Consider the following 15,565-nt stretch of genomic DNA (forward strand, 5'->3'; position numbering starts at 1 on the left):
ATGGTGCAGTCCACGCGCGACGCCCACTGTGCCGGGCAACCCCTGGCAGACCACGCTTGCGAACGCGCGCGTGGCCGAAGAAGCAAGCTGATCTCATGGGAGGTGATAGTCGACGCACATCACTGCGCAGAGTTCTCGATGACGCGGGACATCGCCAGACCTTATTCTCTTTCTAGACCCCCGCTCCGGCATGTCGCCAAGCGTCTGGAATTGGGCCATCATCATGGTTCACGCTGAGTTCGAGCCGAAACATCCATGACCAAGCCTCTCCTTGATTCCGCCCTTGCGCCGGAGGCCGACGAGCTCACGCCGAGTTCGCTCAGCTTTCCCGTGATCGGCATCGGCGCCTCGGCGGGCGGGCTGGAAGCGCTTCTCAGCTTTTTAGAGCATGTCCCCGCCGACTCCGGCATGGCTTTCGTTACGATTTTTCACCTGTCGCCGGAGCACGAAAGCAGTGCTGCGGAAATTCTTCAGCGCGCAACGCAGATGAAGGTCGTGCAGGTCAAGCAGCCGATGCGGATCGAGGCCAATCACGTCTATGTCATCCCGCCGGGCGTGGACCTCACGATGGACGACGGCCATCTTCGCGTGGCGCATCGCCAACGGGCCGCCGGGCCGCACGTGGCAATCGATATCTTCTTTCGCACCTTGGCGCAGGTTCACCGGGAAAGGGCGATCTGCATCGTCATGTCGGGAACCGGAAGCGATGGTGCCGTCGGCCTCACGCGCGTCAAGGAAATGGGAGGCATCACCGTCGCGCAGTTGCCTGAAGACGCGCTGCACGACGGCATGCCGCGCGCCGCCATCGCAACGGGCATGGTGGATTTCGTCTTGCCGGCGGGGAACATGGGCGAGCGGCTGATGGAGCTGTGGAGCAATGCCCGCAAGATCCAGCTGCCCGACGTGCGATGGGTCTCGCCGAACATCAACGAGCCCTCCGACGACGAAACGAACCGAAGGGCGGGGGCCGCCCTGCGCGAAATCATGGGCCTGCTGCGGACCTACACCCGGCACGATTTCCGGCACTACAAGCGCGCGACCGTACTGCGGCGCATCGAGCGGCGAATGCAGGTGAATCGGCTGTCCACCCTGCCCGCTTACCAGCACTATCTGCAGGAACACGCCGAGGAAGCCGGTCCCCTGCTTCAGGACATGTTGATCAGCGTGACCAACTTCTTCCGCGACCGCGAGCCTTTCGAGGCGTTGCAGCAAGAGGTGATCCCGCAGCTCATAGAGCGGAAGGCGGCGGGCGAACAATTGCGCGTGTGGGTGGCCGGGTGCGCGACCGGCGAGGAGGCCTATTCGCTCAGCATCTTGCTGCACGAACAACTCGACGCGCAATCGAAGCAGCTCGACACCCAGATCTTTGCCACCGACATCGACGAGCGGGCAATCAATGTCGCGCGCAAGGGCCTCTATGCGGAGGGCATCGTCGAAGACATGTCCGCGGCGCGTCTGAGGCAGTTCTTTACCAAGGAACAGGACCAATACCGCGTCGCCAAGGCGGTTCGAGAGCCGGTGCTCTTCGCGGTCCATAACCTGTTGCGCGACCCGCCGTTTTCGCGATTGGATCTGATCTGCTGCCGCAACCTGCTCATCTATCTCGATCGCAGCGCCCAAGCGCGCGTGCTCGAGCTTTTTCGGGCATCGCTCAACCCGGAGGGTGTTCTCTTCCTTGGCTCGTCGGAGTCGACCGAGGCGGCGGGCGAACTCTTTGTTTCGATCGACAAGAAAAACCGCATCTTTCGCGGCAATCCCGGCGCTGCGCCGCGGCGCCAGGTGGCACTGATCGGCGATTCGCCAGCGGACAGCGGACTGCCAAGCGCATCGACGGCGAAGCAGGCCGTGCGCAACGCCGAGCGCCCCAGTTTCACGGCGCTTCACCAGCGTGCGCTGGAGCAATACGCACCACCTAGCGTGTTGATCGACAAGGACCACATGGTCTTGCACCTCTCCAACGGCGTGGGGCGCTACCTGGAACGTCCGAGCGGTGAGCCCTCCGACAACCTGCTGGTCAATGTCCGCGAGGATCTTCGGCTCGAATTGCGCACGGCCTTGTTCAAGGCCGCGCAGGCCAACCGCAGCGTCGAGACGCGCGTTGCACAACGCAAGCAGGACGGTCGGCAGGTCTACCTGAACATCATCGTCCGCCCGTTGCCGCCCGACTGGAGCGGGGCTCCGCTGACCTTGGTGGTCTTCGACGAGGTCGAGGAAAGCATGCGGCCCGCGGATGGAGAGCCGCCGGACCTCGCGCGCGCGCAGTTGATCAAGCAGCTCGAAGAGGAGATCCAGCAGCTCAAGTTGGATTTGCAGGACACCATCGAAGGCTCCGAAACATCGACGGAAGAACTGAAGGCTTCGAACGAGGAGCTGCAGGCCATCAACGAGGAGCTGCGTTCCGCCACCGAAGAACTCGAAACGAGCAAGGAAGAACTGCAGTCAATGAACGAGGAGCTCGTCACCGTCAACTACGAGCTCAAGGTCAAGGTCGAGGAACGGGGGCATATCAATGACGACTTGCAGAATCTCATCGCCTCGTCGGAGATCGCCACCGTGTTCGTCGACCGCGGCATGCGGGTAAAGCGCTACACGCCTCATGCGAGCAAGCTGTTTAACCTGATCCCCACCGATCTGGGGCGCTCGCTGTTCGACATCACCAGCCAGCTGGACTACCCGCAACTGGCCGAAGACACGGCGTCCGCCTTCAGGGATCTGCGAATCACCGAACGGTATGTGACGGGCGCGGAAGGGCACCACTACCTGGCGAAGATCCTGCCCTACCGCACGGCAGAAGACCGGATCGAAGGCGCGATCCTCAATTTCTTCGACGTCACCGAACTTCGAAGGGCTGAGGAACGCGCAAGAGAAGGCGAAGAACGCCTGAAAGTGGTGGCGGCGACCACGCGCGATTTCGCGATCATCACCACCGACTCGCAAGGAATCATCGCAACGTGGAATGCCGGCGCCGAGCGCACTTTCGGCTATGAGGAACAGGAGATGCTGGGCCAGCCCATCGGCCGCATCTTCACACCCGAGGACCAGGCCAGCGGCGTGCCCGAGCGCGAAATGCGCATCGCCGCCGAAACAGGGCGGTCGGAGGACGAGCGCTGGCACCGCCGCAAGGACGGCAGCCGCTTCTTCTGCAGCGGCGTGATGACCCCGCTCGACAGCGCCTCCGGCGGCGGCTTTGCCAAGATCGCGCGCGACATGACCGGCTCCAAGCGGCAGGAGCTCGCCCAGGAGCAGCGCATCTTCAAGGAAAAGAAGGCGAGCCTGACGGCGCAGATGGCCAACGAGCTCAAGGACAGGTTCCTGGCCGTGATGTCGCACGAGCTGAAGCAGCCGCTGAACCTCATCCAGATGAACGTCGAGCTGTTGACGCGCCTGCCGGCGGCGGAACAGCATCCCAAGGTCAAGTCGATCGGCGACACCATCAAGCGGGCGGTGGCGAGCCAGACGCGAATCATCAACGACTTGCTGGACCTCTCGCGCATCAGGACGGGCAAGCTGCGGCTCAAGCGCGTGGCGGTGGATCTGAGCGAATTGATCCAGACGCTGGCAACCGCCGCGACGCGGGAAGTGCCGAGCAAGCGCTTCGTGCTCGACGTGAAATGTGCGCCGAGCATCGCATGCGTGGGCGATCGCGTGCGCATCGAGCAGATCGTCTGGAACCTGCTGAGCAACGCGGTCAAGTTCACGCCCGATGGCGGCCGCATCTCGGTGTCCGCCGAAGAAGAGAACGAGCAGGTCAGGATCACCGTGGCCGACAGCGGCTGCGGGATCGCCAAGGAGGACCTGCCGCGCGTGTTCGGCATGTTCAACCAGGCCGACGTCGACGCGAATGCCCGCAACGGCGGTCTGGGCATCGGCCTGGCGCTGGTCGAGGAGCTTGCGCGCGCCCACGGCGGACGCGTCGAAGTGGCCTCGGAGGGCATCGGGCAGGGCGCGCGGTTCAGTGTGTGGCTGCCGATGCATGGGTCGGTCGTGGCGCCCGCACCGGCGGTGGAGTCTGCCGAGGTCGATTTCAGGAAGCTTCGGGTGCTTGCGGTCGACGACCACGCCGAAAGCCTGCTTCCGTTCGCCGAAGTGCTTCGCCTCGAAGGCGCCTACGTGGACGTCGCCGACAGCGCCAGGGCGGGGCTGGACCTGCTCTCGGCGAACAGCTACGACGTGCTCATCTCGGACCTGGGCATGCCCGAAATGGATGGCTATCAGTTCGTCGCGGAGGTTCGGCGGCGGCCGGAAACCAGCCGGATGATCGCCATCGCAATGTCCGGCTTCGGACGCCGCGCGGATGCCCGACGCGCGCTGGAGGCGGGCTTCAACGCTCATGTGGCCAAGCCCGCGAGCATCGAAGACATCAAGACCGCACTCCAGAAGGTCTAGCGCGGGAGGACAGTCGCGGACTACATGCCGTCGGCATGGAGCCTGATCAACGCGGACTTCGTGCGGCGGCATACCTGCGCTCTAGCTGTCAGGAGCCAATATGGACGATCCCGCCTGGGCAATGTCGCGCCGCTCGCTGTTCCAGACCGGCGCGGCCCTGGTGGCGTTGCGCGCGGGCAATCATGCAAGCGCCCAGCCGGCCACCATCGATCGCGGCGAGCAAGTCGATCTTGCACCGCAACACGCCGCCGTCCAAGTGGAAGTCAATGGGACTGCGCATCGCCTCGAAGTCGACACGCGCAAGACGCTGCTGGACGCCTTGCGCGAAAACCTCGGCATGACCGGCACCAAGAAGGGCTGTGACCACGGCCAGTGCGGTGCTTGCACCGTGCTTGTCGAAGGGCGCCGCATCAATTCGTGCCTCTCGCTCGTGGTCATGCACGACGGCCAGCGCATCACCACCGTCGAAGGGCTTGCCGATGGCGACCGGCTTCACCCGGTGCAGCAAGCCTTTCTGGCGCACGACGGCTTCCAGTGCGGCTACTGCACGCCGGGTCAGATCTGTTCGGCCATCGGCATGCTCGGGGAAGCCGACCGGGGCATGCCCAGTCATGTCACGCGCGATCTCGGCGCGCCGGTCACGTTGGCCGACGAAGAGATCCGTGAGCGCATGAGCGGAAATCTTTGCCGATGCAGCGCCTATCCGAACATCGTCGCGGCGATCAAGGAAGTTGCAAGGAGCCGCTCGTGAAGGCGTTCACCTATGAACGCGCCGCGTCGCCCGCTGCCGCCGCCGCGGCTGCTGCGAAGCCGGGCGCGAAGTTCATTGCCGGCGGCACCAATCTTCTCGACTTGATGAAGCTACAGATCGAGACGCCGGTGCATCTGGTCGACATCAACAGACTCGGGCTTGAGACGGTCGATACGACCCCCGACGGCGGGTTGCGCATCGGAGCGATGGTGCGCAATGCCGACTTGGCGGCCGATCCGCGCGTGCGGCGCGACTATGCGGTCTTGAGTCGTGCGCTGCTGGCGGGCGCATCGGGGCAGTTGCGCAACAAGGCGACGACCGGCGGCAACCTGCTGCAGCGCACGCGTTGCAACTACTTCTATGACACCTCCAAGCCTTGCAACAAGCGGCTGGCCGGATCGGGCTGCTCGGCCATCGGCGGCTACAACCGCATGAATGCGGTGCTCGGCACCAGCGAGCAATGCATCGCGACGCACCCGTCGGACATGGCCGTTGCGATGCGGGTGCTCGATGCCAAGGTGGAGACGATCTCTTCCAGCGGCGGCCGGCGGGTCATTCCGATTGCCGACTTTCATCGGCTGCCCGGCAATGAGCCGCAACGGGATACGAACCTCGCGCCCGGCGAAATGATCATCGCCGTGACACTGCCGGCGCCCGTTGGCGGGCATCACGTCTACCGAAAAGTGCGCGATCGCGCGTCCTATGCTTTTGCGCTGGTTTCAGTGGCCGCCATTGTGGATGCGAACGGCGGACGGGTCCGGACGGCTCGCTTCGCCATGGGCGGGTTGGCGCACAAGCCCTGGCGTGTCGAGTCGGCGGAAGCATCGCTGACCGGCGCCAACGCGAACGAGGCGAGCTGGAACCGTGCCGCCGACCAGATGCTGCAAGGCGCGCGCGGCTTCGGGCACAACGATTTCAAGATTCCGCTGGCGCGTCGCACATTGGCCGCGGTCGCCGCCGAAGCCAGCGCCTGAAGGAGAGCAGATCGTGGAGATGACCGCACCTTCCGCTACCAATCCGATCGACGACAACCGCGAGGGATTGATTGGCAAGCCGATCGACCGCGTCGACGGCAGGCTCAAGGTGACGGGCACGGCACCGTATGCCTATGAGGTGCAAGACGGGGGCAAGCGCGCGGCCTACGGCTATATCGTCGAGTCCTTGGCTTTCGGCCGTGTGGCCGACATCGACACATCGGCCGCTGAGCGCGCACCCGGCGTGCTGCTCGTCTACACGCACCGCAATGCGCCTGCACAGGCACCCTGGGGTCCTGTGGAAGCTCAGGACCGCTATGGCAGGTCATCGCCCCAGCTCGCGAGCGATCGGCTTCGCTACTACGGCGAGCCCGTCGCCTTCGTCGTTGCGGAAAGCTTCGAGCAGGCGCGCGCTGCGGCCGGTCTGGTCCGCGTCCGCTACGACACCAGCCGGGGCGACTTCTTGCTCGACAAGAACAAGGCACTGAAACCCGCCGACACCGCCGAGAAGAAGGCCGACAGCGCGGTCGGCGACTTCGCTCTCGGTTTCGCGGACGCTCCCGTCAAGATCGACGCCACCTACACCACACCGCACTACATCCACGCGCAGATGGAGCCGCACGCGACGCTTGCCTACTGGACAGACGGCAACCTGACCGTGCATTGCTCGGCGCAGCTTCTTGTCAGCGCGAAGAAGGCGGTCGCGGCCACGCTGCAGATCCCGCCCGACAAGGTGCGCGTTGTGAGCCGCTACATCGGGGGCGGCTTCGGCGGCAAGCTCCCTGTCTATGGCGACGTCATGCTGTCGGCCATGGCCGCCCGGCAGCTCGATCGTCCCGTCAAGACGGCGATGACGCGCCAGCAGATGTTTCACCTCGCCACACACCGCAGCCAGACCATCCAGCGCGTGCGGCTCGGGGCTACCCCCCAAGGGCAACTCATCGCGATCGGGCATGAGACTTGGTCGCACAGTGCGCGCTTCGACAACTTCTACGAGAGCGCGAGCGCGCAGACCCGGTCGCTCTACGCGGCGCCCAATCGCATGAGTGCACACCGCTCGGCCAAGCTCGACTTGCCCGTTTCCGATTCAACCCGCGCGCCGGGCGAAGCCGTGGGCATGCTCGCTCTCGAAGGTGCCATGGATGAGCTGGCCGAGGCATTGCGCATGGACCCGATCGAATTGCGCATCCGCAATGAGCCGAAGATGGACCCGGAAAAGAACGTACCGTATTCGACGCGGCAACTCGTGCGCTGCATGCAGGAAGGGGCCGGGCGCTTCGGCTGGAGTCAGCGCAAAGCCGTTCCGGCCTCGCGGCGAGAGGGCCGCTCATGGATCGGCATCGGCATGTCGGCGTCCACACGCGGCAACTTCTTGCGGGACTCCAAATGCACGCTCTATCTGGACAAGGACGGCCAGCTGACCGTGCGCATGGCGATGACCGACATCGGTACCGGCAGCTACACCGTGCTGTCGCAGATTGCCGCCGAAATGATGGGCCTGCCCGTGCGCATGGTGCGCATGCAGCTTGGCGACAGCGATTTTCCGGAAACGCCCGGCTCGGGCGGCTCCTTCGGCGCCGCGAGCGCCGGATCGGGGCTCTACGACGCCTGCATGAACCTGCGACAGAAACTGGCGCGTCGCATGAACGTCGCCGCCACGGAGGCGCGCTTCGAGAACGGCAAAGTGATCGCAGCGGGACGCTCGGAGCCGATCGGTGCCGTCGCCGGCACGCTGGGATTGCAGGCAGACGGAGAAATCAAGCCCGGCGACATGACGAAGAAGTATTCGCAGCAGGCTTATGGCGCGCACTTCGCCGAAGTCTCGGTCGACATGGACACCGGAGAGATTCGTCTGCGCAGGATGCTCGGCGTCTTTGCCGCTGGCCGCATCCTGAATCAGAAGACCGCGACCAGCCAGGCCATCGGCGCCATGATCTGGGGCGTGGGCAATGCGCTGCATGAAGAGGCCGCCCTCGACCCGCGCTACGGGTTCTTCGTCAATCACGACCTGGCCGAATACCACGTCCCGACCCATGCCGACATTCCGCGCGTCGAGGCTTATTTCCTGCCCGAAGTCGACGACAAGGCCAACCCGCTCAAGATCAAGGGCGTGGGCGAACTGGGCATCTGCGGGGCGGGCGCGGCGGTCGCCAATGCCGTCTACAACGCTTGCGGCGTTCGCATTCGCGACTACCCGCTGACGCTCGACAAAGTGCTGGCCGGTCTCGAAAGATCATGACGCGTGCGTCCGCATCCGATGCTGTGGCGCACAGTCCGCGCGGCATCGAGGCGCTGCGCGAGGCGACCAACGCCTGTCGCGAGTGCCCTCTGGGCGCGCTGGCGACGCAATCCGTGGTCGGCGAGGGGCCGCTGCGGGCCGTTCTGATGGTCGTGGGCGAAGTGCCGGGCGACAAGGAAGACCTGGCGGGAAGGCCCTTCATCGGGCCGGCCGGGAAGCTCTTCGACCGCGCCGCTGCCGAACTCGGATGGCGCCGCGAAAAGCTCTACGTCACCAACGCCGTCAAGCACTTCAAGTACGAGCTGCGCGGCAAGCGCCGGATGCACAAGACGCCAGCCCAGCGCGAGATCGATGCTTGCCGGCATTGGCTGGAGGATGAGATCGAGCTGGTGCGACCCAAAGCCTTTCTTGCGCTGGGCGGCACGGCAGCGCGCGCGCTTCTGCAGCGCCCGGTTGCGGTCTTGCGGGAGCGCGGTAGCTGGCAAGCCGACCCGGCAGGGCGCCGCGTGCTCGTCACGCTGCATCCGTCGGCGCTGCTGCGCGGCGATCCGTCGCAGCGCGAAGAAGCCTGGGCGGCCTGGCTGAAGGATCTTTCGATGGCTTCGAGCCTGATCGCGCCGAAGGTCACCACCTGATCAGGACCGCAGCCACGAGCACCATCAAGCCATAGCGCGTGAAGGTGTAGACCATCGGGTTCCACGACTTGAACCGGCGGCGAAGGCGCCCGGTCACGAGCGAGACGTAGAAGAGCTTGCTGATCAGCCCGGTGCGGTCGCCCGAATCGTTGGGCGACGCCGCGGCCGTCATCACGTGGCGTGCGAACGCGCGATTCAGCGCCTCTGCCCAGCGAAAGCGCAAAGGCCGCTCCACGTCGCACAGCAGGATCAGCCGTGATCGGTCGGTGTCGTTGCGCACCCAGTGGATGAAGGTCTCGTCGAACACCACGCCCGCGCCATCGCGCCAGCTATAGGGTTCCCCGTCGACCCATATCCGGCAGCGATCGTCGTTAGGCGTCGACAGCCCCAGGTGATACCGCAGCGACCCGGCATACGGATCGCGATGGCGCTTCAGTTCGGAGCCCGGAGGGAGCTCGGCAAACAGCGCGCCCTTGATGCAAGGCACGCGCTGCAGCAGTTCGACCGTGCGGGGGCAATAGAGCGCGGCGGAGGGCGGCGATTCTTCATACCACTTGAGATAAAAGCGCTTCCAGCCATGCTTGAAGAACGAGTTGAACCCCGCGTCATCGTTCTTCTCCGAAGCCTTGATGCGGCGCAATGCGGCAAGGGCCTCGGCTTCGTCGCGGATCGTCTCCCAGTGCTTTTCGAGTTCGCGCAGTCCCTCGAACTCATCGACGCTGATGTAGGGCTTGGTCGGCACCCGCGACAGCGTATAGAGCATCACGTTCAGCGGCGCCAGGAACGCGGAATGGTCGAACAATTGCTTGCGGAACCGGTGGCGCTCGCTTCCGCGCAAATGCACGTAAATGATCGACGCCAGGAATAAGCACACGACAAGCGCTTTGAACATCGTGACGTACCGGCTGTGGGCAGTAAGAGCAATCTCCTGTTCTGGTTGCGCAAGATAGTCTCTTCGTGCGCCGGATGGCGTAGGAATGTTCTGACGCGCGGGTGCTGTGCCCTCAGCCACCTGCCCCCGACTGACGCTGCCAGGGCGGCAGTGGGGCGCCGCAGTCGCTGCAAAACCGGGCCTCGGGCGCGTGCCCTTCGCTCAGGCACTCGTGGCAGGTGCGCGTGGTGGGCTCGTGATGCATGCGCTGCGAGGTGAGTTCGGCGCTCACGATGCCGGTCGGCACGGCCAGCGTGCCCCATCCGAGCAGCATCATCATCGATGCGATGAACCGCCCGACGTCCGTGTGCGGCGCGATGTCGCCGAAGCCGACCGTGGTCAAGGTGGTGATGGCCCAGTACACACCCGTCGGAATGCTGGTGAACCCATGCTCCGGCCCTTCGACGATGTACATGAGCGTGCCCATGATGACGACCACCAGCATGACGAACGCCATGAAGACGAGGATCTTTCGCCTCGACAAGGCGAGCGCGCGCCCCAGTGCGCCGAACTCGGCCACGTACTCGGTGAGCTTGAGGATCCGGAAGATCCGCAGCAGCCGCAGCAGGCGGACGTCGATGAGCGCGTTCGCGCCGGGCACCAAGATGGCCACATAGGTGGGCAGGAGCGCCAGCAGGTCGATGATGCCGAACGCGCTTCGCGCATAGCGCAGCGGGCGACGCACGCAAAGCAGGCGCGCCACGTATTCGATCGTCAGCGCGATCGTGAAGGCCCACTCGAGCGCGTCGAGCAAGCTCTCGTACTTGTCGTGGATCGAAGCGACGCTGTCGAGCATGACTACGGCGACACTCGCCAGGATCACCGCGATCAGCGCCAGGTCGAAGCGACGTCCCGCCCGCGTATCGGCTTCGAAGATGATGGTGTAGGTGGCCAGTCGCCAGCCGTGGTCCGGCCTGCCGAACTTCGTTTCGGGAGGGCGCGGGAGGGGTTCTGTCGACATGCGCGGGATCGTATGCCATTCGCTCGTCTGCATAATCCGCGCGCCGCTCTTTTTTCTTCCTACATGGACTCCTTGATCGCCGCCTCGGGGCGCGCCCTTGCAGCCGGAGATGCACTCGGTGCGCTCAAGCGCATTGCGCTGCGCGACGATCCGCCGGCGCTCGCCTTGCGCGGCATCGCCATGGCGCAGCTCGGCGAGCATCCACGCGCTCGCGAGCTGTTGCGCCGCGCCGCCCGCGCCTTCGGCAGCCACGAAGTGCTGGCGCGTGCACGTTGCGTGGTCGCTGAAGCCGAAGTGGCGCTGGCGATGCGCGATTTCGGTGGCTCGACGCGTTCTCTGGCAGCTGCGGCGGCCACCCTCGATGCGCACGCCGATCGCACCAACGCATTGCAGGCCAGACTGATCGCGGCGCGCCGGCTGCTGCTGCTCGGACGGCTCGATGAAGCCGCTGCCGCGCTGGAAAGCATCGACGCGAAAGGCTTCGCGCCGTCGCTGGCGGCAGTGGCAGAGCTGACGGCGGCCGAACTGGCCCTGCGTTCGCTGCGCGTCGGCCCTGCGCGAGAAGCCCTTGCCCGTGCGCATGCCCTGGCCACTCAGGCGCGCGTGCCGGCGCTTCTGGCCGAGGTGGAAGAGGCGCAGGCCGCGCTCGACCGGCCCGCCGCCCGGCGGCTTTCGGCGGAAGGCGAGCAGATGCTGCGGCTCGATGAAGTCGCGGCGCTCCTGGCATCGGACGCATTGGTCGTCGACGCCTGCCGTCGCGGCCTGCAGGTCGGCGACGCATGGCGGCCGCTGGCACGCCGGCCTGTGCTGTTCACCCTGGCGCGTGCGCTCGCTGCGGCATGGCCCGGCGACGTCGACCGGGAAGCCTTGATCGCCAGCGCTTTTCGCACCCGCCACCCCAACGAGACCCACCGGGCCCGGCTGCGGGTCGAAATCGGGCGCTTGCGGGCGCTTGTCACGGAACTGGCGCACATCGAGGCCACCGCCCGGGGCTTCGTGCTCAGGCCGCGAGGTGAGCGCCCTGTAGTCGTGCTGGCGCCGCCCATCGATGGCGATCAGGCGTCGGTGGTTGCATTGCTGTCCGATGGCGCGGCCTGGTCGACTTCGGCCCTGGCGCTGGCCCTGGGCGCCAGTCAACGCACCGTTCAGCGTGCGCTTGCCGAGCTCGAGGCCGCCGAAAGGGTGCGTTCGATCGGCCAGGCGCGGGCTCGTCGCTGGCTGTCGCCGCCGCTCGCGAGTTTCACGACGATCTTGTTACTCCCCGCTGCGCTGCCGATTGAATAGAGTTGCCCTGTCGCGCCAAACCCGGCGCATCACGAGGAACTCGATATGAGCGGACAGACAATCAGGAGCAGACCCCGCGCCAAGTCGCGCGCGGCCGAGATCGTGCGCGAATACGGCCCCTTCGACGGCGCGAGCACGGTCGCGGGCGTGACGCACGACGGCCACCGCGTCTGGGCCGCCACGGGCGCCCGGCTGGTTGCCTTCGACCCGGAAAGCGGCCAAACCACGCAGACGCTCGACCACGCCTGTGACGCCGGCACCGCGTTCGACGGCACATACCTCTATCAGATCGCCGAAAAGCGCATCGACAAGATCGATCCGGCCACCGGCAAGATCGTGTCGTCGATCCCCGCGCCAGGCCAGGGGTACGACTCGGGGCTGACCTGGGCCGAAGGCAGCCTCTGGGTCGGCGCATACCGCGATCGCAAGATTCACCAGATCGATCCCGAGACGGGCAAGGTCCAGCGCACCATCGAATGCAACCGCTTCGTGACCGGCGTGACCTGGGTCGACGGCGAGCTGTGGCACGGCACCTGGGAAGGGGACGAGAGCGAGATCCGCCGGATCGACCCGGCCGACGGCGCCGTGCTCGAAAGGCTGGAAATGCCGGCCGGCGTCGGCGTCAGCGGGCTCGAATCGGATGGTGCCGATCTCTTCTATTGCGGCGGCGGTTCGAGTGGAAAAGTCCGCGCCGTGCGGCGCCCGAAAGCCGAGCAGCCCGATGCGGACAAGCCGGGATCGTGCTGTCCTGCGAGCTCCTGAGCGGGTGCGCGCAGACATCGCGCATGCGCCATGGAAAGCCTCTGGCCTTGGCTGGTCGTCGCGGGCGTCGGCGCGCTCCACGGGCTCAACCCCGCGACCGGCTGGATGTTTGCAGCGGCGTGGGGCGTGCGTTCCCGCAACAGGGCGCAGGCTCTGCGGGCGCTGGTGCCAATCGCCATCGGGCACCTCATGTCGATCGCGCTGGTCGCTGGTGCGGTCGCATGGGGCCTGTCAATGGATCGCACGGTGCTGCAAGTGTGGCTGGGCGGACTGCTCGTCGTTGGGACGATCGTCCACCTGTCGGGCCGCATGCCGAGAATGGCGCGGGCGCCCGCGGGGCACGCCGGTCTGGCGCTCTGGTCATTCATGATGGCCACCGCCCATGGGGCAGGCCTGATGCTGGTGCCGGCGCTGATCCCGATCTGCATCGGAGATGCGGCCACGCACAGAATCACCGCCTCTGACTCGCTCATGCTGGCTCTCGCGGCGATCGGTGTTCACACGGCTGCCATGCTTGCCGTCACCGGCCTGATCGCCGCAGGCGTGTGCCGGGGACTCGATGCCGCACGGACAAGGCGCAAAGCTTGACGCGGTCCGGGCAGTTGCGGATGGCGCAGGGCCCGTTCGCAAGTAGATTCAGGATCCAAAGAAGATCCGCACGAATCCTGCCGCATGAACCTTTTCGTCTCGCTCAAGTATCTGGTTGCCCTCGACGATCATCGTCACTTCGGTCGCGCTGCGCTCGCTTGCAGCGTGACGCAACCGGCCCTTTCCAATGCCATCAGGGCGCTCGAAGAGAACTTCGGCACTTCGATCGTGAAGCGGGGCCGCAGCTTTGCCGGGTTCACCGTCGAGGGCGAGCGGATCCTCGCCACCGGCCGCACGATCCTGCGGGAATATGAAATGCTGCAGCAGGATCTGCACAGCGGAGCGGGTGATCCCACGGGCAATCTGTTGATCGGCGCAGTACCGACTGCAATGCCGATCGCGGCGAGGTTCGTCGCCATGCTGCAGGACCGCCATGCGGGCATCGTGCCGACGCTGCGCTCGATGAGTTCCGTCGAGCTCGAAACGGGCCTTGAAAGCATGGCACTGGACCTCGGGCTGGGCTACACAGAGCGCATCGGCAACAACCATTCGACGATACGGGTCCTGCCGCAGTATGTGGAGCATTATTTTCTGCTGCGCAAATGCGAGAGCCTGAAAGGCGAGGGTCTGCGGATGGGGCCTGCGACCACTTGGGCCGAGGCTGCCAAGCTGCCGCTGTGCTTGCTGAGTTCGGAGATGCACAACCGCACCATCGTGGACCGCGCGTTCGCGCAGTTCGGCGCGCGGCCCAAGCCTGTCATCGAGACGAATTCGATTCTCGCGTTGGCCCTGAGCGTTCGGGCCGGACGCGTGTGCAGCGTGATGCCGGGCGCACTGGTCGATGCGGTGCAAGGCTATGACGACCTCGAAGCGCTGCCGCTGAAGGACCCGCACGTCGAGGTGCCGATCGCATTCATGGTGCATGAGACCAACCGGCCCTCACGCACGCTGCAGGCCGCCCTGTCTTTTGCCGCCGAGCCGATCTGGCTTGGCGAGGTGGCGCTGCACGCAGGATCGCTCGGCAGCCGCGAATCCGCTTGAGCGTTAGGATGGTGCATGCGTCACGGTGAGCATGCGCATGACTGACGAGCCCAACTCAGCCCAACCCGCGAAAGACGCGCCTGTCGTCTGCCAAGGTGCTGTCTGCGTGCCTGTGCGGGGCGTGCGCGCCGGGCGCGAGTTCACGGCGCAGGATTGGGTCGCTGATGAAGTGCCGGTGGCGCTCGAATACAACGGCATCTCGCACGCGGTGATGCTCGCCACGCCACTCGATCTGGAGGACTTCGCCTTGGGGTTCTCGCTCAGCGAAGGCATTCTCGGCGCACCGCGCGAACTCTTCGCCGTCGACGAGGAACGTTCTGAAATGGGCATCACGCTCCACCTGCAGGTGGCGAGCGGACCCTTCGCGCGCTTGAAAGAGCGCCGGAGATCGTTGACGGGCCGCACCGGCTGCGGCCTTTGCGGCACCGAGAGCCTCGCGCATGTCACGCACAACCTTCGTGTGCTGTCGCCCGTCGGCCTGCCATGGCGGCGCGAGGCAGTGAGCCGGGCGATGTCGAAGCTGGGCGAGTTGCAGGATCTGCAGCATGTGACGGGCGCTGTTCATGCGGCGGCCTGGTGTTCGGCCGATGGCCAGGTGCGATGGCTGCGCGAGGATGTCGGGCGGCACAACGCGCTCGACAAACTGATTGGTGCGCTGGCTGCGAACCAAGTCGACGCCTCTAGCGGATTCATCGCGGTCACAAGTCGTGCCAGTTTCGAGATGGTGCAGAAGGCGGCGCTGGCGGGGGTTTCGCTTCTGGCCGCCGTCTCCGCGCCGACCTCATTCGCCGTTGCGACTGCGCAGCGCATGGGCATGACCCTGGTCGGCTTCGCGCGGAAGCAGGACCTTGTCGTCTATTGCCACGCCGATCGACTGGAATTCGGTCTCGCCGATGGAGACCGCCCGGACGGCTTCGGAGGTCCGGGCATTGCTCGTTAGGGCAGACGAACGAGCTGTCCGTTTGCCGCGCGCCTGATCGACGACTTTGGGCTCGATGTCGTGCAGCTCGTGG

General features: G+C 65.6%; 12 protein-coding genes. 10 read left to right on the plus strand and 2 right to left on the minus strand.

The features are described from left to right. Positions 1 to 255 precede the first annotated feature (255 nt). The 5 genes from AC1DEK_RS06865 to AC1DEK_RS06885 all read left to right on the plus strand — a co-directional run bounded on the left by AC1DEK_RS06865 (position 256) and on the right by AC1DEK_RS06885 (position 8,985). Positions 256 to 4,386, plus strand: coding sequence for a CheR family methyltransferase (locus tag AC1DEK_RS06865; protein ID WP_478124463.1), 4,131 nt, complete (start codon positions 256 to 258; stop codon positions 4,384 to 4,386). Positions 4,387 to 4,486: 100 nt separating this feature from the next. After that, positions 4,487 to 5,137 carry a 2Fe-2S iron-sulfur cluster-binding protein gene (locus AC1DEK_RS06870; protein WP_478124464.1) on the plus strand — a complete coding sequence of 217 codons (651 nt, stop codon included), beginning with the start codon at positions 4,487 to 4,489 and terminating at the stop codon, positions 5,135 to 5,137. Beyond that, positions 5,134 to 6,111: an FAD binding domain-containing protein gene (locus AC1DEK_RS06875; RefSeq protein ID WP_478124465.1), complete on the plus strand. Its 978-nt coding sequence runs from the start codon at positions 5,134 to 5,136 to the stop codon at positions 6,109 to 6,111. The genes AC1DEK_RS06870 and AC1DEK_RS06875 overlap by 4 nt, the downstream gene beginning before the upstream one ends. Positions 6,112 to 6,124: 13 nt before the next feature. Further along, positions 6,125 to 8,350, plus strand: coding sequence for a molybdopterin cofactor-binding domain-containing protein (locus AC1DEK_RS06880; RefSeq protein WP_478124466.1), 2,226 nt, complete (start codon positions 6,125 to 6,127; stop codon positions 8,348 to 8,350). Beyond that, the gene (locus tag AC1DEK_RS06885; RefSeq protein WP_478124467.1) at positions 8,347 to 8,985 is read left to right on the plus strand and encodes a UdgX family uracil-DNA binding protein; all 639 of its coding nucleotides are present in this window, start codon (positions 8,347 to 8,349) and stop codon (positions 8,983 to 8,985) included. Before AC1DEK_RS06880 ends, AC1DEK_RS06885 begins: the two co-directional genes overlap by 4 nt. Here the strand turns inward: AC1DEK_RS06885 and AC1DEK_RS06890 are convergent. After that, positions 8,975 to 9,877 carry an aspartyl/asparaginyl beta-hydroxylase domain-containing protein gene (locus tag AC1DEK_RS06890; protein ID WP_478124468.1) on the minus strand — a complete coding sequence of 301 codons (903 nt, stop codon included), beginning with the start codon at positions 9,875 to 9,877 and terminating at the stop codon, positions 8,975 to 8,977. The two genes, AC1DEK_RS06885 and AC1DEK_RS06890, sit on opposite strands and share 11 nt — an antisense overlap. Before the next feature lie 112 nt (positions 9,878 to 9,989). Continuing rightward, positions 9,990 to 10,877 (minus strand): ion transporter, encoded by an 888-nt coding sequence (locus tag AC1DEK_RS06895; protein ID WP_478124469.1) that lies wholly within the window; start codon positions 10,875 to 10,877, stop codon positions 9,990 to 9,992. A 63-nt stretch (positions 10,878 to 10,940) separates the two neighbouring features. Between AC1DEK_RS06895 and AC1DEK_RS06900 the strand changes: the two genes are divergently transcribed. From AC1DEK_RS06900 to fdhD, 5 genes are all read left to right on the plus strand, one after another. Further along, complete coding sequence (locus tag AC1DEK_RS06900) at positions 10,941 to 12,161, plus strand: helix-turn-helix domain-containing protein (protein WP_478124470.1); 1,221 nt, start codon at positions 10,941 to 10,943, stop codon at positions 12,159 to 12,161. A gap of 45 nt (positions 12,162 to 12,206) precedes the next feature. After that, positions 12,207 to 12,923, plus strand: a complete 717-nt coding sequence (locus AC1DEK_RS06905) for a Vgb family protein (protein WP_478124471.1) — start codon at positions 12,207 to 12,209, stop codon at positions 12,921 to 12,923. Positions 12,924 to 12,953: 30 nt separating this feature from the next. Then, entirely contained in the window at positions 12,954 to 13,511 is a 558-nt protein-coding gene (locus AC1DEK_RS06910; RefSeq protein ID WP_478124472.1) for a hypothetical protein, read from the plus strand. A gap of 84 nt (positions 13,512 to 13,595) precedes the next feature. Further along, positions 13,596 to 14,552: a LysR substrate-binding domain-containing protein gene (locus AC1DEK_RS06915; protein WP_478124473.1), complete on the plus strand. Its 957-nt coding sequence runs from the start codon at positions 13,596 to 13,598 to the stop codon at positions 14,550 to 14,552. 37 nt (positions 14,553 to 14,589) lie between these two features. Continuing rightward, positions 14,590 to 15,492 (plus strand): formate dehydrogenase accessory sulfurtransferase FdhD, encoded by a 903-nt coding sequence (fdhD, locus tag AC1DEK_RS06920; protein ID WP_478124474.1) that lies wholly within the window; start codon positions 14,590 to 14,592, stop codon positions 15,490 to 15,492. Positions 15,493 to 15,565: the final 73 nt, after the last annotated feature.

The organism is Variovorax sp. 10N420, assembly GCF_056394705.1.

What these genes read in the sequence shown, in the direction of transcription:
- AC1DEK_RS06885 (WP_478124467.1), top strand. Translation starts at nt 8,347, where the DNA reads ATGACGCGTGCGTCCGCATCCGATGCTGTGGCGCACAGTCCGCGCGGC.
- fdhD (WP_478124474.1), top strand. Translation starts at nt 14,590, where the DNA reads ATGACTGACGAGCCCAACTCAGCCCAACCCGCGAAAGACGCGCCTGTC.
- AC1DEK_RS06905 (WP_478124471.1), top strand. Translation starts at nt 12,207, where the DNA reads ATGAGCGGACAGACAATCAGGAGCAGACCCCGCGCCAAGTCGCGCGCG.
- AC1DEK_RS06890 (WP_478124468.1), bottom strand. Translation starts at nt 9,877, where the DNA reads ATGTTCAAAGCGCTTGTCGTGTGCTTATTCCTGGCGTCGATCATTTAC.
- AC1DEK_RS06915 (WP_478124473.1), top strand. Translation starts at nt 13,596, where the DNA reads ATGAACCTTTTCGTCTCGCTCAAGTATCTGGTTGCCCTCGACGATCAT.
- AC1DEK_RS06900 (WP_478124470.1), top strand. Translation starts at nt 10,941, where the DNA reads ATGGACTCCTTGATCGCCGCCTCGGGGCGCGCCCTTGCAGCCGGAGAT.
- AC1DEK_RS06870 (WP_478124464.1), top strand. Translation starts at nt 4,487, where the DNA reads ATGGACGATCCCGCCTGGGCAATGTCGCGCCGCTCGCTGTTCCAGACC.
- AC1DEK_RS06895 (WP_478124469.1), bottom strand. Translation starts at nt 10,877, where the DNA reads ATGTCGACAGAACCCCTCCCGCGCCCTCCCGAAACGAAGTTCGGCAGG.
- AC1DEK_RS06865 (WP_478124463.1), top strand. Translation starts at nt 256, where the DNA reads ATGACCAAGCCTCTCCTTGATTCCGCCCTTGCGCCGGAGGCCGACGAG.
- AC1DEK_RS06910 (WP_478124472.1), top strand. Translation starts at nt 12,954, where the DNA reads ATGGAAAGCCTCTGGCCTTGGCTGGTCGTCGCGGGCGTCGGCGCGCTC.